The 19,724-nt window shown below is 58.0% G+C and carries 22 protein-coding genes and 1 pseudogene; 13 read left to right on the forward strand and 10 right to left on the reverse strand.

Going from position 1 to position 19,724, the window contains the following annotated elements:
• Positions 1–16 precede the first annotated feature (16 nt).
• Complete coding sequence (locus N7578_RS10305) at positions 17–892, reverse strand: DMT family transporter (protein ID WP_311110256.1); 876 nt, start codon at positions 890–892, stop codon at positions 17–19.
• 105 nt (positions 893–997) lie between these two features.
• Here N7578_RS10305 and N7578_RS10310 point away from each other — a divergent pair, with 105 nt between their 5' ends.
• Together N7578_RS10310 and N7578_RS10315 are read left to right on the forward strand one after the other, a co-directional pair.
• On the forward strand, positions 998–2,401 hold the full coding sequence (locus N7578_RS10310; protein WP_311110257.1) for a PLP-dependent aminotransferase family protein: 1,404 nt from the start codon (positions 998–1,000) through the stop codon (positions 2,399–2,401).
• 104 nt (positions 2,402–2,505) lie between these two features.
• Positions 2,506–2,829, forward strand: coding sequence for a hypothetical protein (locus N7578_RS10315; protein WP_311110258.1), 324 nt, complete (start codon positions 2,506–2,508; stop codon positions 2,827–2,829).
• Positions 2,830–2,919: 90 nt separating this feature from the next.
• Here N7578_RS10315 and N7578_RS10320 read toward each other — a convergent pair whose 3' ends face one another.
• A complete protein-coding gene (locus N7578_RS10320; RefSeq protein ID WP_311112463.1) occupies positions 2,920–3,702 on the reverse strand; it encodes an AraC family transcriptional regulator in 783 nt (260 codons plus the stop codon).
• Positions 3,703–3,794: 92 nt separating this feature from the next.
• Between N7578_RS10320 and N7578_RS10325 the strand changes: the two genes are divergently transcribed.
• The gene (locus N7578_RS10325; protein WP_311110259.1) at positions 3,795–4,202 is read left to right on the forward strand and encodes a DUF2000 family protein; all 408 of its coding nucleotides are present in this window, start codon (positions 3,795–3,797) and stop codon (positions 4,200–4,202) included.
• A 67-nt stretch (positions 4,203–4,269) separates the two neighbouring features.
• Here N7578_RS10325 and lepA read toward each other — a convergent pair whose 3' ends face one another.
• The 3 genes from lepA to N7578_RS10340 all read right to left on the reverse strand — a co-directional run bounded on the left by lepA (position 4,270) and on the right by N7578_RS10340 (position 7,632).
• Entirely contained in the window at positions 4,270–6,096 is a 1,827-nt protein-coding gene (gene lepA / locus N7578_RS10330) for a translation elongation factor 4 (protein WP_422646699.1), read from the reverse strand.
• 73 nt (positions 6,097–6,169) lie between these two features.
• Complete coding sequence (locus N7578_RS10335) at positions 6,170–7,039, reverse strand: carbon-nitrogen hydrolase family protein (RefSeq protein WP_311110260.1); 870 nt, start codon at positions 7,037–7,039, stop codon at positions 6,170–6,172.
• On the reverse strand, positions 7,036–7,632 hold the full coding sequence (locus tag N7578_RS10340; protein ID WP_311110261.1) for a GNAT family N-acetyltransferase: 597 nt from the start codon (positions 7,630–7,632) through the stop codon (positions 7,036–7,038). Before N7578_RS10340 ends, N7578_RS10335 begins: the two co-directional genes overlap by 4 nt.
• A gap of 73 nt (positions 7,633–7,705) precedes the next feature.
• On the opposite strand from N7578_RS10340, the gene N7578_RS10345 reads away from it, so the two are divergent.
• From N7578_RS10345 to N7578_RS10355, 3 genes are all read left to right on the forward strand, one after another.
• The gene (locus N7578_RS10345; protein ID WP_311110262.1) at positions 7,706–8,107 is read left to right on the forward strand and encodes a ketosteroid isomerase-related protein; all 402 of its coding nucleotides are present in this window, start codon (positions 7,706–7,708) and stop codon (positions 8,105–8,107) included.
• A gap of 72 nt (positions 8,108–8,179) precedes the next feature.
• Positions 8,180–8,761: a helix-turn-helix domain-containing protein gene (locus tag N7578_RS10350; RefSeq protein WP_311110263.1), complete on the forward strand. Its 582-nt coding sequence runs from the start codon at positions 8,180–8,182 to the stop codon at positions 8,759–8,761.
• Positions 8,762–8,780: 19 nt separating this feature from the next.
• Positions 8,781–9,308: a GNAT family N-acetyltransferase gene (locus tag N7578_RS10355; RefSeq protein WP_311110264.1), complete on the forward strand. Its 528-nt coding sequence runs from the start codon at positions 8,781–8,783 to the stop codon at positions 9,306–9,308.
• Between the two features lie 54 nt (positions 9,309–9,362).
• Here N7578_RS10355 and N7578_RS10360 read toward each other — a convergent pair whose 3' ends face one another.
• Positions 9,363–10,439, reverse strand: a complete 1,077-nt coding sequence (locus N7578_RS10360; RefSeq protein WP_311110265.1) for a serine aminopeptidase domain-containing protein — start codon at positions 10,437–10,439, stop codon at positions 9,363–9,365.
• Positions 10,440–10,578: 139 nt separating this feature from the next.
• Here N7578_RS10360 and N7578_RS10365 point away from each other — a divergent pair.
• Positions 10,579–11,668 (forward strand): annotated as a pseudogene (locus N7578_RS10365) (helix-turn-helix domain-containing protein).
• Between the two features lie 9 nt (positions 11,669–11,677).
• Here the strand turns inward: N7578_RS10365 and N7578_RS10370 are convergent.
• Positions 11,678–12,781: a TRAP transporter substrate-binding protein gene (locus tag N7578_RS10370; protein ID WP_311110266.1), complete on the reverse strand. Its 1,104-nt coding sequence runs from the start codon at positions 12,779–12,781 to the stop codon at positions 11,678–11,680.
• Positions 12,782–12,954: 173 nt separating this feature from the next.
• Positions 12,955–13,428, reverse strand: coding sequence for a truncated hemoglobin (locus tag N7578_RS10375; protein WP_311110267.1), 474 nt, complete (start codon positions 13,426–13,428; stop codon positions 12,955–12,957).
• Between the two features lie 141 nt (positions 13,429–13,569).
• On the opposite strand from N7578_RS10375, the gene mbfA reads away from it, so the two are divergent.
• On the forward strand, positions 13,570–14,553 hold the full coding sequence (gene mbfA, locus N7578_RS10380; RefSeq protein ID WP_311110268.1) for an iron exporter MbfA: 984 nt from the start codon (positions 13,570–13,572) through the stop codon (positions 14,551–14,553).
• A gap of 70 nt (positions 14,554–14,623) precedes the next feature.
• Here mbfA and N7578_RS10385 read toward each other — a convergent pair whose 3' ends face one another.
• Both N7578_RS10385 and N7578_RS10390 read right to left on the reverse strand, forming a co-directional pair.
• Complete coding sequence (locus N7578_RS10385; RefSeq protein ID WP_311110269.1) at positions 14,624–15,238, reverse strand: transglutaminase-like cysteine peptidase; 615 nt, start codon at positions 15,236–15,238, stop codon at positions 14,624–14,626.
• A 121-nt stretch (positions 15,239–15,359) separates the two neighbouring features.
• On the reverse strand, positions 15,360–16,145 hold the full coding sequence (locus N7578_RS10390; protein WP_311110270.1) for an alpha/beta hydrolase: 786 nt from the start codon (positions 16,143–16,145) through the stop codon (positions 15,360–15,362).
• A 187-nt stretch (positions 16,146–16,332) separates the two neighbouring features.
• Between N7578_RS10390 and infC the strand changes: the two genes are divergently transcribed.
• The 5 genes from infC to pheS all read left to right on the forward strand — a co-directional run bounded on the left by infC (position 16,333) and on the right by pheS (position 19,724).
• On the forward strand, positions 16,333–16,869 hold the full coding sequence (infC, locus tag N7578_RS10395) for a translation initiation factor IF-3 (protein WP_311112465.1): 537 nt from the start codon (positions 16,333–16,335) through the stop codon (positions 16,867–16,869).
• 161 nt (positions 16,870–17,030) lie between these two features.
• Entirely contained in the window at positions 17,031–17,234 is a 204-nt protein-coding gene (rpmI, locus tag N7578_RS10400) for a 50S ribosomal protein L35 (RefSeq protein ID WP_003493355.1), read from the forward strand.
• Positions 17,235–17,274: 40 nt separating this feature from the next.
• Complete coding sequence (gene rplT / locus N7578_RS10405; protein ID WP_311110271.1) at positions 17,275–17,679, forward strand: 50S ribosomal protein L20; 405 nt, start codon at positions 17,275–17,277, stop codon at positions 17,677–17,679.
• Between the two features lie 91 nt (positions 17,680–17,770).
• Positions 17,771–18,649 (forward strand): lipopolysaccharide kinase InaA family protein, encoded by an 879-nt coding sequence (locus N7578_RS10410; protein ID WP_311110272.1) that lies wholly within the window; start codon positions 17,771–17,773, stop codon positions 18,647–18,649.
• Positions 18,642–19,724 (forward strand): phenylalanine--tRNA ligase subunit alpha, encoded by a 1,083-nt coding sequence (gene pheS / locus N7578_RS10415; RefSeq protein WP_311110273.1) that lies wholly within the window; start codon positions 18,642–18,644, stop codon positions 19,722–19,724. Before N7578_RS10410 ends, pheS begins: the two co-directional genes overlap by 8 nt.

Consider the following 19,724-nt stretch of genomic DNA (forward strand, 5'->3'; position numbering starts at 1 on the left):
AGATAAGTTTTCCTGCTCAGCGGGCGAATTTTCTGGCGCCCGCGACACAGGCGACTACCGCGAAGGTAACCGCGATCATGGTGATGCTGACGGTTTCACCAAGCAGGGTGGCCGCCAGCACCAGCCCGAAGAATGGTTGCAGGAGTTGCAGCTGCCCGACTGCGGCAATGCCGCCAAGCGCCAGCCCGCGATACCAGAACACGAAGCCGATGAGCATGCTGAACAGCGAGACATAGGCAAGTCCACCCCAAGCCGATGCCCCGATGCCGTGCAACGAGTACGGCATGGTCAGCATGGAGAGGATCAGCATTACCGGTAGCGAGAGCACCAGCGCCCATGAAATGACCTGCCAACCGCCCAGCGTTCGGGAAAGTACGGCCCCTTCGGCGTAACCAAGCCCGCAGACGAGAATGGCTGCCAGCATCAGAAGATCGCCGTAGAACGACGTCTCAAGCCCGGTTGCGATGGAGTTCGACAGGGAAAATCCTGCAACCAGCAAGCTTCCCAGGCATGAAAATACCCAGAAAGCCGGGCGAGGGCGCTCTCCACCACGCAGCACTGCGAAAATGGCAGTTGCCAGCGGCAGCAGCCCGACGAACACGATGGAATGCGCCGCCGTGACATGGCGGAGCGCAAGTGCGGTGAGGAGAGGAAATCCGACCACGACACCGAGCGAAACGACGGCAAGAGAAATCATGTTGCTGCGCGACGGGCGTTTTTCCCGAAACATCAGAAGTAGAGCCAGAGCCAGAACGCCCGCAATGCTTGCGCGGACAACGGTCAGGAAGACGGGATCGAAATCCATGATCGCCAGTCGTGTGGCGGGTAGGGAACCGCTGAAAATCACCACGCCGATAAAGCCGCTCAACCAACCGCTTGTTATTCTGCTCATAACCCGTCTCCTGTCTCTTTACCTCCTTGCTACGGAACAGGTGGAACAGACAGTGACAGTGGTATACAGTTTGAAGAAACTGTTATGGTGTATTGGGCAATACAGATGGACAAGAGCGTTGAGGGAGCGGCAGTCTCCGGTACGTTGATAGAAACTGTCATGACGAGCATCCATCAACGCATTGCCGCGCGAAGCCTCGTCCCCGGCGCCAGACTGCCCTCCGTCAGGCTGCTGGCGAAATCCATGCGGGTGTCAACCTCGACCGTTGTCGAGGCCTATGATCGCCTTGTCGCAGATGGCACGCTACGTTCGCGGCCGGGATCCGGCTTTTATGTGGCGGGTCCGCTTGCACCGCTGTCGCTTGCCAAGATGGCGCCACGGATGGAGAGAGCAGTGGATCCTTTGTGGGTTTCGCGGCAGGCGCTTGATGATGCTCCCGGTTTTGCCAAGCCTGGTTGTGGCTGGCTGCCGCCGTCCTGGTTGCCGGAGGCGGCGTTGAGGCGTGCCGCAAGGGGCATTGCTCGTGCCGATACCGCCTTGCTGACGGAATATGCAAGCCCGATGGGCCTTCTGCCGTTGCGCCAGCTCCTGTCGCGCAGGCTCGACCATACCGGCATTCAGGCTGGTGCGCATCAGATCGTGCTGACGGAATCCGGGACACAGGCAATCGATCTTCTCTGCCGTTTCCTGCTGCAACCCGGTGATACGGTGATCGTCGACGACCCCTGTTACTTCAACTTTCATGCCTTGCTGAGGGCGCACCGCGTGAATACCGTTGGTGTTCCCTATACGCCGACGGGACCGGATCTGGCGCTTTTCGAGCAGGCATTGCTGGAACACCAGCCACGCCTCTACATCACCAATTCTGCTGTGCATAATCCAACCGGTGCCTCGCTGTCCCCCGTCACCGCTCATCGTGTTCTGCTTCTGGCTGAGCGGGCCGGGCTGACGATCATCGAGGACGACATTTTCGCGGATTTCGAAACGCGGCCATCACCGCGTCTGGCGGCCTTTGATGGGCTGAATCGTGTGGTCCAGATCGGCAGCTTCTCGAAAACTCTTTCTGCATCCGTGCGGTGCGGATTTATCGCCGCGCCGGAGGCCTGGGTGGAGCCGTTGATCGACCTGAAGATAGCCACATCTTTCGGTGGAGGCCATTTTTCCGAGGCCCTGGTTCTGTCCCTCCTGAAGGACGGCAGTTACCGCAAGCATATGGAAGCCCTGAGACATCGGCTGCGTCTTGCCATGGTGGATGTATCGACACGTTTGAAAGCCTTGGGCTGCATGCCATGGATCGAGCCGGACGCAGGAATTTTCTTGTGGTGCCGTCTGCCGGATGGTGCAGATGCGGCGGCGGTTGCGAAACGGGCGCTTGCGCACAATGTCGTGCTGGCTCCCGGCAATGTCTTCAGCCTGTCGCAGGGCGCCGCCCGTTTCATGCGGTTCAACGTTGCCCAGATGTCCGATCCGAGGCTGACGACGGTTTTGCAGCAGTCGCTTCAGGGTTAACCGATTGCGTGGGCCTTTTCCGCTTTTTGTGAGTACGCGGAAACGAAATGGAACAAAATCTTGTGAACGCCGTTTTCCCCTCAGAGTGAAGAGGAGGAAATGCAATGACATTTGATCCCGGCAACCCACGTCCGGAACGAGATCTTCGCCCGGAAGTCAATATTACCAATGAACCGCGTGACCGCATGTCGTGGACGCCATGGCTTGCGGTGATTGTTGTTGTGCTGGTTGGCATCTTCGCCTGGTCGCAGATGAGCGGCCCGACGACCGATCCGGCCACCACGTCTTCAACAACGCCGCCGGCCGTGACCGATCAGGCTCCGGCCCCGGCTCCCATGACGCCGACAGCACCAGCCACGCCGCCGGCCAACGATGCCGCACCAGCCCCTGCAACGCCTGGCACTGGCGGCACCCAGACACAGCCTTAAAGGGCTTCTAAGTATGACCAGAATAACCGCTTGCCTTCGGGCAGGCGGTTATTTTTATGGAGCGCTCCTGTCGTCAGAGAATGAAAGCGCTCAGTGTGAGGTGAGACTGAGCCAGCGCCCCGGTGTTATCCCGAAAGCACCTTTGAAATGGCGGGTAAAATGTGCCTGATCCGCAAAGCCGCAGGCGAATGCGGTTTCGGCCAGACCGGCACCCGTCGCCATGATGGCCTTGCTCTTCTCAAGACGTCGCATGATGAGATAGCGGTGCGGGCTGGTCGAGAGTATCGCGCGGAACTGGCGCGAAAGCGTAAAGCGGTCCAGACCGCTGATCATTTCGAGGTCGTCGGAACTGACGACGCGGTGGCTGTTTTCACACAGATAATCACGGCAGCGTAACACGGCCGCCCGGTCAATCTGTCTGGTTCTCCGAGCCTTTCCGTCCGAATGTTTCCAGAGAAGGTCGGCCAGCCGCGATTGCCAGTCGGCGAGCTGGAGGTCGGTCGGCTTCTGATCCAGATTGCCGAGAGCTTCCACAAGACATCGCCTGAACGCCTCATCTTCTATGACCGGGCTTTTTGCGAAGGGCAGCGCATCGTGATGATCGGCGGCGGCGATCATCCATTCCGGCGGCAGGTATAGCATCCTGTAATGCAGTCCTTCGTCCGTACCTGCACCGCCATCGTGAACCTCGTCTGGATGCAGCACAATGATGTTGCCCGGCGCGCTGTAACGGGATTGTCCGCGGTAGGAAAATGTCTGTATGCCGGAAATCGTCACCCCCAGCGCATAGGTGTCGTGACGATGCGGAGAATAGGCGTTGCCGTGAAACCGGGCATCGATGCGCTCGATCCCTCCGCTCGCTGGCGCACGCACAATGCCCTCAAAGCTGCACGAACGTTCAAGATCGTCGGCGCCGCGCGGGTCTAGGATTGGCTCTTTCATAAACGCAACCGGATTGAGTTCGCATGTTCGATACCAAGATCGCCATTGTCCTTCGGGATGACCTTGCCACATGGCAAAAACTGAATGTTACCGCATTCCTCATGTCCGGAATTGTCGCCCAGACACCTGATGTCATCGGTGAACCATACCGCGATGGCGCGGGTAACGTCTATAACCCTTTGTCCGTCCAGCCGGTTGTGGTGACGGCTGCGGATCAGGAAACCCTGCGGAAAATCCACGGCCGCTCGCTTGAGCGTGACGTCGTGACCTCACTCTACATCGAGGAGATGTTCTCCACCGGCCACGACGCTGCCAACCGGCAGGTGTTTTCAGAGTTTTCGCCTGACAACGCCAGGGTCGTTGGCATCGGCGTCCGCGCCGATAAAAAGATCGTCGACAAGATCACCAAGGGCGCGAAACTGCACGCCTGAGACAAAGCCGGAAACGAAAAGGGGAGGCAAAGCCTCCCCTGTCGATATTCCGATGAAAGTTTTTCTCTCACTCGTCGTTCATCTTCAAAGCGGCGATAAAGGCTTCCTGCGGTATTTCCACCTTGCCGAACTGGCGCATGCGCTTTTTGCCTTCCTTCTGCTTGTCCAGAAGTTTGCGCTTGCGGGTGGCGTCGCCGCCGTAGCACTTGGCTGTCACGTCCTTGCGCAGCGCGCGCACGGTTTCGCGTGCGATCACCTTGCCGCCGATGGCTGCCTGGATCGGGATCTGGAACATGTGCGGCGGAATGAGTTCCTTCAACTTTTCGCACATGCCGCGGCCACGGCGGTCCGCCGCAGAGCGGTGAACCAGCATGGAGAGCGCATCGACCGGATCGCCGTTGACGAGGATCGACATCTTGACCAGATCACCTGCGCGATAGTCGATGATGTTGTAGTCGAAAGAGGCGTAACCCTTGGAGATGGATTTCAGGCGATCGTAGAAGTCGAACACCACTTCGTTGAGCGGCAGTTCGTAGGTGATCATGGCACGGTTGCCGACATAGGTCAGTTCCGTCTGAAGGCCGCGACGGTCCTGACAGAGCTTCAGAATGCCGCCGAGATATTCGTCCGGCGTCATGATCGTCGCCTTGATCCACGGCTCGCGGATTTCCTTGATCTTCACCACGTCCGGCATGTCGGCCGGGTTGTGAAGTTCCTTTTCCGTGCCGTCCGTCAGCGTCATCTCATAGACAACGGAAGGGGCGGTTGCGACCAGATCGAGATTGAACTCGCGCTCGAGGCGTTCCTGAATGATCTCGAGGTGCAGCAGGCCAAGGAAGCCGCAACGGAAACCGAAGCCCAGAGCAGCGGACGATTCCATTTCGTAGGAGAAGGAGGCGTCGTTCAGTCGAAGCTTGCCCACCGCGGCGCGCAAATCTTCGAAGTCCGCAGCATCGACCGGGAAGAGGCCGCAGAACACCACGGGCTGGGCGGGTTTGAAGCCGGGAAGAGCCTGCGCCGTCGGGCGCTTGTCGTCGGTGATCGTATCGCCGACACGCGTATCGGCAACTTCCTTGATCGAGGCGGTGATGAAGCCGATCTCGCCAGGGCCGAGGCTATCGACAGTGACCATCTTCGGCGTCAGTACGCCGACGCGTTCCACACCGTACTTGGCCCCGGTGTCCATCATGCGGATCTGCTGGCCCTTGCTCAGCACGCCGTCGATGACGCGCACGAGAACCATGACACCGAGATAGGTATCGTACCAGCTGTCGACCAGCAGGGCCTTCAACGGCGCGCTCTCGCCACCTTCGCTCTTCGGTGGCGGCAGCTTGTGGACGATGGCTTCGAGAACATCGGGAATGCCAAGACCCGTCTTGGCCGAAATCAACACAGCTTCGGATGCGTCGATGCCGATCACTTCCTCGATCTGTTCCTTGATGCGGTCCGGTTCTGCCGCAGGCAGGTCCACCTTGTTGAGCACGGTGACGAGTTCATGATTGTTGTCGATCGCCTGATAGACGTTCGCAAGCGTCTGAGCTTCCACACCCTGCGATGCGTCGACCACCAGCAGAGAGCCTTCGCAGGCCGAAAGCGAGCGGGACACTTCGTAGGCGAAGTCGACGTGACCGGGCGTGTCGATAAGGTTCAGCACATAGGTTTCGCCGTTGTTCGCCTTGTAATGCAGGCGCACGGTCTGTGCCTTGATGGTGATGCCACGCTCGCGCTCGATATCCATCGAATCGAGAACCTGTTCCGACATGTCGCGTTCGGCAAGGCCGCCCGTCGACTGGATCAACCGGTCGGCCAGCGTCGATTTGCCATGATCGATGTGGGCAACGATCGAGAAGTTGCGGATATGGTCCAGGGGCGTGCGGGTCGAATTTGTGCTCATGTTCCGCGCTATAGCAGGGGCCAATGAAGCCGCAAAGCGGGAATTTGGTTAAAAGCCCTTTAAATTGGGCTTTTCATCCTTCGAACTGCTCCGGCCAGTCGCGGCGGGTGGCGACCTGACCCTCGGTCCTGAGTTTTGCCACGGCGGCAAGATCGATATCGACGATGAGCAATGAACTTTGCGTCACCGCGTCGCTCTCGCTTTCCGCCACGATGCCGGAGGGCGGCATGCCGTAGTCCGAGGGGACATAAAGGGCAGCACGTCCGCGATTTTCATCGACGGCGGGCGACCACGGCGCTTCCCCGGCGGTGGGCGCGGACAAGACGGCATATTGGTTTTCCAGTGCACGCGCCTGTGCGCCGATGCGTACGCGGTAGGCGCCCGCCAGCGTATCGGTGCAGCTTGGCGCCAGAACGAGCTCCACGCCGAGTTCGGCCAGCTTGCGACCGAGCATCGGGAATTCGTTATCATAGCATATCAGGATACCGAGCTTGCCGAGGTCAGTGTCGAAAGCTTTCAGCCCTTCCACGCCGGCATGGATATTCCATTGTTCCCGCTCGAAACGGGTCATGATCTGCTTGTCCTGATAGCCGATCAGTCCATCCGGCCCGAACAGCCAGGCGCGGTTGCGGAATTTTCCATCCGCATCCTTCACCGGCGCGCTGCCGGGCTGGAACAGGATCTGGTGTTGCCGGGCCAGTTCCTCGCAAAGCTCAACCCAGGAGGGGATCAGCGGCTGTATCTCTTCGATGGAGCGGTGCAGATCGGAATGTGCATCGGTGGGCAATTGCCCCGTCAGCGTCATCGCGGAATATTCCGGCAGCAGCAGAAGCTCCGCGCCCTTTTCCTTCGCCTCCCGCACGACCGCCGAAAGATGCGCCGCATAGGCGTCCCACGTCTCGATCAGTTCGATGGCATATTGGCTGGCGGCAAGTCTGGTCATGGAACGACCCTTTTCATCCAGAAGGACAGCGGCTTTGCGCTTTTGGAGTTCTCGTCCAGATCCTGCCACGTAAAGGTCGTGTGCAGTTCGGGGTGATGGCGATAGCCCCGCTTCTCCCAGAAGGCATTCAGCGGCACATAGTCGACCGGGCGTCGCGGATGATCGGCCGGGCGTTCCACCGCGCAGAACGTGCACCATTCCACGCCGCCGAGCCGTTTTGCGTGGGCTTCCCGCTCCTCGAAGAAACGCACGCCGACGCCTCGTCCGCGATAATCGTCCAGAAGCACGCTTTCGCCGAAGTAGAAGATGCGGTCAGGGTCGTATCCGGCCTTCAGGAATGGTGCCTTCACCTCGTCGGTTTCAACCGCCATCGGCATGCCGGTCGACATGCCCACGACCTTGCCTCCGTCCAGCGCCAGCACGAAAACCGCGCCTTCCGCCTTGGCGTAGGTCGCCAGATACTCCCGCTCATGGTCCAGCGTCCCGTCATACAGATACGGGAAGTCTCGGAAAACCGTTATGCGCAGATGCGCGAGGTCATCAAAATACGGAACGGCATCAATGCCGGAAAGGGACTTGATTTCGACGGTCATGGGCATTTTCACTTTCGTTTCCGCTGGTTATACCGTCATGGAAAACCTGCGCAAGCATTGAACGGAGAAGATGATGACAGCTACCGAGACCATTCGCGCCTATTACGATGCCTTCAACCGTCAGGATATGGATGCCTTTCTGGCGCTGCTCAGCGACGACGTGGTGCATGACATCAATCAGGGAGAGCGTCAGGCTGGCAAGGCCGCTTTCGCGTCTTTCATGAATCACATGAACCGCTGCTACAGGGAAACGCTGACGGATATGGTCATCATGGCAAGCGAGGATGGAAAGCGCGCCTCCGCGGAGTTTGTGGTCAACGGCGAATATCTGGCAACAGATGAAGGCTTGCCGGAAGCCAATGGCCAGAAATACGTGCTGCCAGCCGGTGCCTTCTTCGATCTGAAGGATGGCAAGGTTGCCCGTGTGACGAACTATTATAACCTCAACGACTGGATTGCTCAGGTCGGTGCATAAGGCGACCAGCGCATGCATCATCTTTCCATTATGATGGATATTGACTCCAGTATATGAGAGTGCAATTCTCTTATGATGGAAAATGAAGATGCCATTCTTGAACGATCGATCGGTGAGCGCATCAAAACGCTGCGCTCACGCAATGCCCTGACGCTGGATCAGCTTGCGTCCGCCTCCGGCGTCAGCCGTGCCATGATCTCGCGCATCGAGCGCGGCGAGGCCAGCCCTACGGCATCGCTTCTCGCCCGCATCTGTTCGGCTCTGGGTCTCTCCCTTTCGGGTTTCTTCGCGCAAGACGAGGATGTCGTTTCGCCATTGGTGCGTCGGGATCAGCAGCAGCTCTGGAAAGATCCTGACACGGGCTATGTGCGCCGCGCCATTTCCCCGCCGCGTGTCGGTTCCGATGTCGATATCGTTGAAGTCGAGTTTCCGGCAGTTGCGCGCGTCAGCTTTCCCCCGCACGCCGCAAGCAGCGGCATGACGCAATATGTCTGGCTGTTCGAAGGTGCTCTGGAAATGACGACGGGCGGCGAAACGCATCGTCTGGCGCCGGGTGATTGCCTGTTCATGCCGGTGGGAGAGGGACACACCTTTTACAATCCGTCCGATAGGCCAGCACGCTACGCGGTCGTGCTGGATCGCAGATCACGCTGATATTTTGCCAGGAGTTTTTATGACCAGCATTCGTGTGTTGAACCGTCAGGAGACGATCGATGCGTTGCCCGATCTCTGCGAGGTTCTTTCTGACTGTGTGAATGGCGGTGCGTCCGTCGGTTTCATGCTGCCTTTCACGCCTGCCGATGCCGAGCCGTTCTGGCGCTCCGTGGCTGATACGGTAGGTGAAGGCGGCACCATCCATGCCGTGGCGGAAGTGGAAGGCAAAGTGGTTGGAACCGTGCAGATCGGCCTTGCATCGAAGCCGAACCAGCCGCATCGCGGTGATCTGATGAAACTGCTCGTGCATCGCTCCGCACGCGGACTGGGCCTGTCGCGTCTGCTCATGACGGCAGTCGAGGAAGAAGCGGCAAGGCGTGGCCGCACTCTTCTGGTGCTTGATACCGCGACGGGCAGCGATGCCGAAGCGATTTATCCTCGCTTCGGCTGGGAACGTGTTGGCGTCATTCCCGATTATGCGCTGTTTCCGGACGGCAGCTACTGTGGCACCACTCTGTTCTACAAGCGGATCGGCGAGAGCCTGTGAAGCAAAGGTATCTCCGGTTTTCCGTGCAGATATGCGGCAATACGACGGCCCGTCTTACTGGCCGGGTTTCAGCGTGCGGTTGAAGGCAGAAACGATCATCGTTTCCAGTTCTTTGTGAATATCACTGCGCTCGCGGGTTCCTGCAGGTTCGCAGATCGGATCACGCTCACCGACGGATTTGAGGAACGCCGCCGCACCCGGCTTGCAAACCGGCAGGAAGCTGAAGTGATCGGCCTCGTTCACCTGAGCATAGGTTGAATTCTGAACATCCTTTGCCAGCTGGTCCGACAAGACGGAGATCGGAATCTTGCCAACGCTGCCAAGATTGATGAAGGCCAGCGGAATGTCGATTTTCCTCAGACTTTCCGACGTGAACGCCACTTCCAGACCCGGATCGACAAGAACCGCCGAGCGAATGCGCTGATCGCGGTTCGATTGCTCGAAGCGTACCTTGTCGACGGTGCGCAGATCGAATTTCGGAACGCTGACCGCTTCGCCGTTCATGTAGGCTCGGCCTCCCGAAAACCACTCGCAATCCATGGAGCTGGCGTAATCCTCGCAATATTGCACATAGGCGTCCAGATCGGCGCGCGCACCGGAAATTTCCATGGCCGCACTTGCGCCGAGGGAAAAGCCGAGAACGCCGATCTTGTCGGCATCGATTGCATTCGCCCAATCCTTGTTCGATGTCAGGGCGGTCACAAGGGTAGAAAGATCGTCTGTGCGCTCCCAGATTTTCGGGGTGTCGGCGGGCGTGGAATCACCGCTTGTCGTGCCGGGATGGTTGGTACCCGCAACGATGAAACCTTCGCTTGCGAGTTTGGTCGCGATCCATGCCATGCCTTCTGCCCGCGAACCGGAGCCGTGTGAGATCAGGACAAGCGGAAATCGCCCGCGTTTGACCTCGGCATCTTCAAGAGCCGGTGCACCTTCAAAAATCCGGTTGTCACCGGACATGACTGGCGTGCCGTTCTGTCCGGTGGACGGGTACCATATGGTTACGGCCAGATCTTTTGCCCGCGCCTGCGACGACACGGTGGTGGTCTTCAGGCCGACGGCATCGGCTGCGAAAGCAGGGTTGCAGAATAGAGAACCGGCCAAAAGGGCGGCAAGGGTGATGTTCGGTGTCATGAGAGCCTCTCTGTTTGACAAATCGATGGCTCCGTTTTCTCTTATCGGCGGATAAATGCGTCCTTGATCGCGTTACAGGTCGTGCTCGAACGCGATCTGGTTCATGAAGGAAGCCATAGTCTCGTTTGCGGATACCGATGTGCTTTTCATTCCTTTGCCCTTCGTCGTTGCGCTGCTGCTGTGCCTCATGTTCATTGTCTTCGTTCGAAGCCGAAGTGAGCTGCGAGCCAACAGGGCATTTCTTGCGTTGATCGCGCTTTGCGCCGTGCAGTCCATTCTGGTCGGTTTGCGATGGGGGTATGGCGTTGAAACGATGCGGTATGTTCTGCCGGTACTGGCGGCATGCCTGCCGCCGCTGACCTATGCGGCGTTTCACAGCCTGATCGGGATGACTCCCGCCAGCCGAAGGGCAATGCTGGCGGTTTTTGTTTCCTCGCCGCTGATCGTGCTTCTGCTGCTTCTGGTCTTTCCCCTTCTCATCGATCTCGCCCTCATCGTCATCTTTGTCGGCTACGCGGTGGCGTTGCTGCTTCTGGCAAGAAAGGGGCCGGACGGGTTGGATGAGGCGCAGTTTGCCAGTGCCGCTTCCGCACATCGTGCGCTGGTGATTGCAGCGTTTGCCTTGTGTGCTTCAGCTGTGTTCGACCTCCTGGTGTTTCTGGATTTTGAGTGGACACGCGGTGCAAACGCGGCGGCCCTGGTCAGCAATGCCAACCTTCTGGGTCTGCTTCTGATCGGCCTGATGGCGCTGGTGGCTGGCAACAGCAAGCCGTCTCAGCTCGTTGTTGAGTCGATGGCGGAAGCGCCGGTCCACGCAGCACCTTCAGAGGAAGACCGGGAAATCCTCGAAAGGCTGGCGAGCCTGATGGAGGAGCAGAGGTTTTACCGCGACGAAAATCTCAATCTTTCCAGATTATCCCGTCGGCTGGGTTTACCCGTCCGGCAGATTTCGGGGGCGATCAATCGTTCTCTGGGCATCAACGTATCGCAATATGTCAACCAGCTGCGTATCAGGGAAGCATGCCGTCTGCTCGAGGAAACGGATCAGTCCGTGACGGCGATCATGCTGTCTTCCGGGTTTCAGACAAAATCCAACTTCAATCGCGAGTTCCGCCGCATCACGGGCATGAGTCCGGTCGCCTGGCGCGAACGCGAGGTGTGGAAGCTGGTGTCGCCAAACAGAAACGGCCATCCGGCGCAAACCGGATGGCCGTTCTGATGAGGCATGAAATGACCGATTACAGCGTGCCGTTGCGCTGCTGGATCATCATGTAGGTGTCGTAGGTGTATTCAGCGATCTGCGCCCAGAGATAGGCGTCTTTCTTGAAGGCCTGCTGGCTTTCATAGATCTTCTTGAAGCTTTCGTTCTTGGCGGAAATCTCGGCGTAGGTTTCCTGCGCTGCCTTGTGGCACACGTCGAGAATTTCCTGGCTGAACGGACGCAGGATCGCGCCCTGCGCCACCAGTTCCTTCAGAGCCTTCGGGTTGTGTGTGTCATAGCGCTCCAGCATGGAGGCGCTTCCCACTGCGCAGGCATCCTTGAGGATACGCTTGTAGTTTTCCGGCAGCTCGTTGAACTTCTGCAGGTTCACGAAGGCATGCACGGCCGGGCCACCTTCCCACCATGCCGGATAGTAGTAGTACTTTGCGACCTTGTAGAACCCGAGCTTCTGGTCGTCATATGGACCGACGAACTCGGTAGCGTCGATCGTGCCTTTTTCCAGAGCCGCATAAACATCGCCACCGGCAATCTGCTGCGGCGTGACGCCAACCTTCTGCATAACCTGGCCGGTCAGGCCGGCAATGCGCATCTTCAGACCCTTTAGGTCATCGATGGTGTTGATTTCCTTGCGGAACCAGCCGCCCATCTGCGCACCGGTATTTCCAAGCAGGATGGAATAGATGTTGTGCTGCGCGAGGAACTCGTTGAGCAACTCGTTGCCGCCACCCTGATTGAACCAGGCGTTGGTCTGGCGTGCATTGAGGCCGAAAGGAACGGATGTGCCAAGCGCGAAGGTCGGATCCTTGCCGACATAGTAGTAGGCGCAAGTGTGCGCCATTTCGACCGTACCTGCCGTTACCGCATCGGCTGCCTGAAGCGCCGGAACGATTTCGCCGCCGGCGAAATGCTGGATGACGAAGTTGCCGCCGGAGGCTTCCTTGACGTGATCGGCAACGATCTGACCAGCACCGAAAAGAATATCGAGCCCCTTGGTAAAAGAGGATGTCATGCGCCAGGTGATCTTGGGGTTTTCCTGCGCGATGGCCGGAGCGGCGAGGGCGGTTGCGGTCACACCGGCGCCAACGGCGCCTGCCTTGCGGATAAATGATCTGCGATCCATGTCGATAAGCCTTGTACGTCTGCTATTTACAGGCGAACCGCACGGTACGCCTCCCAACGGCTACTAATCATTTATCCTTGCGGCCTTCAAGAGGATATTTTTGGAAAATTGCGCCGAAAGCATGTCGCGGGTGAAGAATGTTGCGGCATCGCTGGCTCAGGGCGCCTTTCCGTTTACGGCGCAGTTTTTTTCAGCGCTGGATCATCCAGTGCGGGATTGTAGAAAAGCGAAAGCGTGAGACTTCTGGCAATCCTCTGCGCGGTTTCCATGAACCACGCATGCGCCTCTGCGCTGGGTGCGATGTCCGTCAGGGTGGCGGAAAACAGATCGAGCCATTGCGGAAAGAGGTCTGCGGCCATGCCGTCGACGCCGACATGGGCCTGAACCGGCTTGCCGGCGTAGCCGCCGTTCTTGAAGGCGACGGCGGACCAGAACCGCTTCATTTTTTCCATATGCTCTGGCCAGCGCCCGGCAAGGCGGGCGTTGAACACGGGGCCGAGCGAAGGATGTTGCAAAACGCGAGCGTAAAAGCTTTCAACGAGCAGATCGATAAAAGCAGCATCGATGCCGATGGCCGCCATGGTTTCTTCGGCCCTGCGTTGCATCTGCGCACTATGCGCCGCTTTTCCATCCAGCTGCTCTTGCATCGCTTTCTCCTTTGCCCGGAATCTTATGATGAACCGCACATCACTACAATGCGACCTTTAGCCATATTAGAATTATTCTAAAGAATCTTGATCATGCGGTTCCGGAGTTGTATTTAGAGTTATTCTAAAAAGGTTGTTCCCATGTTCCGCAGTTTTTTTTCGCTGTCCAAGCGACCGTTCTCTTCTCTGAGCGAACAGGAAATCCTGGCGCTTGCCATATCCTCGGAGGAGGATGATGCCCGGATCTACCGTTCCTACGCAGACCATCTGCGCGGTCAGTATCCGCAATCAGCCAAAGTGTTTGACGATATGGCAGAGGTCGAGCAACGGCATCGCAATGTGCTGATCGACATGCACCGTGAACGTTTCGGGGAGACGATTCCGCTCATCCGGCGGGACCATGTCCGTGGCTTTTACGAGCGAGCACCGGACTGGCTGGTGAAGAACCTTTCACTGGACAAGATTCGCGCGCAGGCGGAGTTGATGGAAGCGCAGGCGATACGTTTCTACGACGAGGCGGTGAAACGGACGACGGATGCTTCAACACGCAAGCTGCTAGGTGATCTCGCCGAAGCGGAACGTGGCCACGAAGATATTGCGCGAATGCTGGAGGACAGACATCTCGGTGAGGGCGAACGCTCCGAAGAAGAGGCAACTGCCAGACGCCAGTTCCTGATGACCTATGTTCAGCCCGGTCTCGCCGGATTGATGGATGGTTCCGTTTCCACGCTGGCGCCGATCTTTGCTGCCGCTTTCGCCACGCAGGATACCTGGCAGACGTTCCTGATCGGCCTGTCGGCCTCTGTCGGCGCCGGTATCTCCATGGGCTTCACCGAAGCGGCGCACGATGACGGCAAGCTGTCCGGGCGGGGTTCTCCGTTGAAGCGCGGTCTTGCCTCCGGCATCATGACGGCCGTCGGAGGTCTGGGGCACGCACTTCCTTATCTCATTCCGCATTTCTGGACGGCTACGGCCATCGCCGCCATCGTCGTTTTCGTGGAGCTTTGGGCGATTGCCTTTATCCAGAACCGTTTCATGGAAACGCCTTTTCTGCGGGCGGTATTCCAGGTGGTGCTGGGTGGGTCACTGGTGCTTGCCGCAGGCATCATCATCGGTCACGGCTGAGATTGCAGGTTGTACAGGGTGAAATAAAAAAGCCCGCAAAGATGCGGGCTTTTTTGGGATTTGAGATTTTTTATCGCAATGCGCCAACCAGAACGTCGCGGCCATCCTCGATGGACACCCAGCGACCGGTGTTGAAAGAAGCCTGGCGCTTCAGATAGGTGTAGTTCGTATCGGTCCAGAGCTTCACGTCGTCCGAGAGGTTGTCCAGAATGAAGTCGCCATCGGTGGTGCGAAGCGTGAGAACGGCATGACCTTCGCCATCCGGCTTGCGAACGACGGTAATCAGCAGGTCGGAAACCGCAAAGCCCTTTTCGATCAGCTTCTTGCGCTTCAGAAGCACAAAATCTTCGCAATCGCCGGCCGTCGTCGGATATTCCCAGACTTCGTCCTTGCCGTAGATTTCCTGATCCGTCATGGCGACGATGGTCGTGTTCACGGTGGCGTTGATATCGCGGATAACGCCCCAGCCGTAATCGGTCACGCGTGGCGGCGGCGTCACCTTGCTGCGAATATTGCATTCGTCGGCGTATTTCTGACAGAACTCGTAATGTCCGATTGGTTGGGAGGTAACGCCCCCCGTCACCATGGAAGGGCTTCCCTTATTTTCCGCAGAAGCGGAGGCAGCAGTCAAAAACCCGGCGGCAACTGCGAACAGCAGCGCACGCGCCAGTCGTGCGTTCATCATGAAACCCGTCCCTAAATTCTTAACGAAAGGTTAAGAGGCTTCAGGGGCGGGAGTCAATCATTAGCGATCATTCAACAACGGGACTCGTCTATTATGGTTAAGATCGTTGCTGAAATGCCTGTCATGCAAGGGCTTTGACGGCGGCTAGCATCCGCTCGATATCTTGCGGACGCGAAAGCCTGTGATCGCCATCACGGATCAGCGTCAGGACGATGTCGTCGGCTGGCAGATGCTCAAGCAGTTTCAGGGCATGGCTGTAGGGCACATCCGGATCCTCCATACCCTGCAGGATATGGACCGGACAGCCGGTGGTGATGATGCCCTTCAGGACGAGGTTTTTCCGCCCGTCTTCGATCAATGCGCGCGTGAAGATATTCGGCTCAGGGCTGTATTCCGAATGTTCCTCGAAATAGCCGCGTTCCGCGAGCGAGGTTTTTTCCGCTTCCGACAGATGCGGTTCCATCAGTTCGGCGGTGAAATCCGGCGCTGGCGCAATAAGAACGATACCCGCAACTGAAGGAGCGCCGTCGACCTTGCGCAGTTCCTCGATCATCCGCAGCGCGATCCAGCCCCCCATCGAGGAGCCGATCAGCACGACACGCTCCGGCGAAAAATGACGAACGACACCAAGAGCTTCTTCCAGCCAACGCGAGATCGTCCCTTTGTTGAAATCGCCGCCGGATGCGCCGTGGCCGGAATAGTCCAGCCGCAGGCAGGCCATGCCGTTTTCAGCCGCGAAGCGGTCAAGCTCGATCGCCTTGGTTCCGGACATGTCGGAACGGTAGCCGCCAAGCCAGACCAGGGTTGGAGCCTGCGGGTTCGATGTCGCAGGACGATGGATGAAAGCGATATTCCGGGCATCCTCGCCGTTACCAATCGTGATGAATTCGGCAGCTTGTTCGGCCATGGAAATGTAATTCTCCTGATTTTGGTGCATCAACGGCGGCAGATTTGCAAAAACCGTAACAACAGGTGATCTTTCCGGGCAGATATGCTATTGACTTCGCCGCGGCAATAACGACATTTCCGCCGCTTGTACCAAACAAGCTGTTTTTTGCCGACGTGATCCAGAAACAGATCAGGAGAATACGACCATTCGCAGACCTTTCAAAGCCGATGCCCCCGTCAAGGAGGGCCCGCGCTCCAACCGGGAAATTCGGGTTCCCAGAGTTCAGCTTATTGATGAAGAGGGCCAGAACCTCGGCGCGATGCCGACGGATCAGGCTTTGAAGTTGGCAGAAGAGGCCGGTTTGGATCTCGTCGAGATTTCGCCGAACGCCGAGCCGCCTGTCGTGAAGATCCTCGATCTCGGCAAGCTTAAATACTCGACCCAGAAAAAGGCCGCTGAAGCGCGCAAAAAGCAGAAGATCGTTGAGGTCAAGGAAATCAAGATGCGCCCCAACATCGACACCCATGACTATGAGGTGAAGATGAAGGCGATGACCCGTTTCTTTGATGATGGCGACAAGGTTAAGGTGACGCTGAAGTTCCGTGGCCGCGAAATGGCGCACCAGGAACTCGGCATGAAGCTTCTCCTTCAGGTGAAGGAAGACACCCAGGCAATCGCCAAGGTGGAAGCCGAGCCGAAACTCGAAGGCCGCCAGATGATGATGGTGCTCGCACCGAAGTGATGCGACACCGTTACGGGGAAGTTTTTATTCCCCGTTGCGCTTTTTCATAACTGCGGTTATAAGCGCGCGTTCCGAACGGTCCGGCAGGGCATGCCGAGGCCGTTCTTAATGCTTGAAATCAGGCCTCGTCTGCCTGGTTCATACAAAAATGGAGTAGCAAAATGCCCAAGATGAAGACGAAGTCCGCTGCGAAGAAGCGGTTCAAGATCACCGCAACCGGCAAGGTTGTTGCAGCCGCCGCCGGCAAGCGCCACGGCATGATCAAGCGTACCAACAAGTTCATTCGCGACGCGCGCGGAACCATGGTTCTCGCCGAAGCTGACGGCAAGAAGGTCGTCAAGAACTACCTGCCGAACGGTCTCTAAGACTTTTCCGCATTTTTGGACACTTTAAGGAGATCATGACATGGCACGCGTAAAACGTGGCGTAACTTCCCGCGCCAAGCACACCAAGACACTCAAGGCAGCCAAGGGCTTCTACGGCCGCCGCAAGAACACCATCCGCGCAGCAAAGGCTGCCGTGGATCGTTCCAAGCAGTACGCTTACCGCGACCGCAAGGTTAACAAGCGCAACTTCCGCGCTCTGTGGATCCAGCGTATCAACGCTGCTGTTCGCGAATTCGGCCTGACCTACGGCCGCTTCATCGACGGCCTGAACAAGGCTGGCATCGAAGTTGACCGCAAGGTTCTGTCCGACATGGCAATCCATGAGCCGGCAGCATTCGGCGCGCTCGTTGAAGCAGCGAAGAAGGCTCTTGAGTACCTCAAGGATGCTGGTACGGCCAACGAGTTTGAATCCGCTGTAAAGTAATTACGGCGCGGACAATCCGTTGTTCATTTGAAACCCGCGCCGGGATACTGGCGCGGGTTTTCTTGTTTTTGGTGTGGGCGGGGCGATTGAAATGTTGGGTGCCGCAAGCGAAACGGAAAAAGCAAAAGGTTTTCACGTCCATCTGGGCGACGCTGACATTGCGGCCCTGATGCAGGTTCTGCTGCAGAGCAAGGGCCGCATCCAGAGGCTTGAGCTGTCGGAAACGACGGTGTGGATCAAACGTCAGGGTACTGAAAAGCCATCCGCGTGGATGAAGCTGCAGGGTATTCTGGCAAAGCTGCTCCCTTATGCCTTCATGCGACCCTCGCCACCGCTCGACGGAGCGGGCCTGATGCGCCGCGAACTCGAAACGCTTTTCGCCTTCAGGGCGAAGGGCTTCCCGGTGCCGCCCGTCATCTATTCATCTAAGACCGCCGTTGTGCTCGGGGATGTGGGGCAGACCGTCATCGAGCGGATGAATACTCTCAAGAGCAGCGATCCGCAGCAGCATGACACGCTTCTGATCAAATCAGCCGCCGCACTGGGAGAGCTTCATGCGGCCGGTCTGTGTCACGGTCGCCCGCATGTCCGCGACTTTTTCCTCCAAGGCAATCGCATCGGTTTCATGGATTTCGAGGAACGTCCGCAGGATGTCATGCCCCTCCAGACCGCCCAAGCCCGTGATGTCTGGCTGCTCTTTCTGCAGGTTGCATCGCGCGCCTGCAACACTTCGGTTACCTGCGATGCGGCCTTTGCCGGTTGGCACAGAAACGCCCCACCCGGCGTCGTTGATGAATTGCGCCGTCTGGTCGGCGTTCTCGGGCGATTTTTACCGCTTGCCCGGTTGATTGGGCGCGTACGGATGGGTAGTGATCTGCGACGCTTTATCATGGCGACCGACTTTCTGATGAATGCTGTGAAACCCGAAGCCGCCGGGAAGATCCCCGGCGAGGCAGGAAAAGATGACTGAACTTGATACCTTGAAATCGCAATTGATGTCGGAGATCGCCGCTGCGGCCGATGAGGCCGCCATCGAGGCCGTACGCGTATCCGCGCTCGGCAAGAAAGGCTCGGTTTCGGAGCTTCTCAAGACCCTTGGCGCGATGACGCCGGAAGAACGCCAGACGCGCGGCGCGGCCATCAACCAGCTCAAGAACGAAATCACCGACCTGATCGGCGAGCGCAAGACTGCGCTGAAGGATGCTGCCATCGAAGCGCGCCTGAAAGCGGAAACGGTTGATGTCAGCCTGCCGGTTCGGCAGTCTCCGGCCGAGCGCGGTCGTATTCATCCGATCAGCCAGATCGTCGATGAGATCACCGCCATTTTCGCCGATATGGGTTTCTCCATTGCCGAAGGTCCGGATATCGAAACGGATTACTACAACTTCACGGCCCTGAACTTCCCGGAAGGGCATCCTGCCCGCGAAATGCACGACACCTTCTTCTTCCAGCCGGATGAAAAAGGTGAGCGCAAGGTGCTGCGTACGCACACCTCGCCCGTGCAGGTGCGCACCATGGAAAGCCAGAAGCCGCCGATCCGTATCGTCATTCCGGGTAAGACCTATCGTCAGGATTCGGATGCCACCCACTCGCCGATGTTCCATCAGGTCGAAGGTCTGGTGATCGACAAGAAGGCGCATGTCGGTAACCTGCGCTGGATTCTGGAAGAATTCTGCAAGACGTTCTTTGAGGTCGACAGCGTTGTCATGCGCTTCCGCCCGTCCTTCTTCCCCTTCACGGAACCGTCCTTCGAGGTCGATATCCAGTGCGACCGTTCGGGGCCCATCGTGAAGTTCGGCGAAGGCAACGACTGGATGGAAATCCTCGGCTGCGGCATGGTCCACCCCAACGTGCTGCGTGCTGGAGGTCTTGATCCGGACGAGTATCAGGGTTTTGCCTGGGGCATGGGCCTCGACCGCATCGCCATGCTGAAATACGGCATGCCGGATCTACGCGATTTCTTCAACGCCGATGTTCGCTGGATGAACCACTACGGTTTCCGCCCGCTCGACATGCCGACCTTGTTCGGCGGTTTGAGCAGTTAA

Source organism: Agrobacterium tumefaciens, assembly GCF_031801495.1.
Lineage (GTDB): Bacteria > Pseudomonadota > Alphaproteobacteria > Rhizobiales > Rhizobiaceae > Agrobacterium > Agrobacterium tumefaciens_K.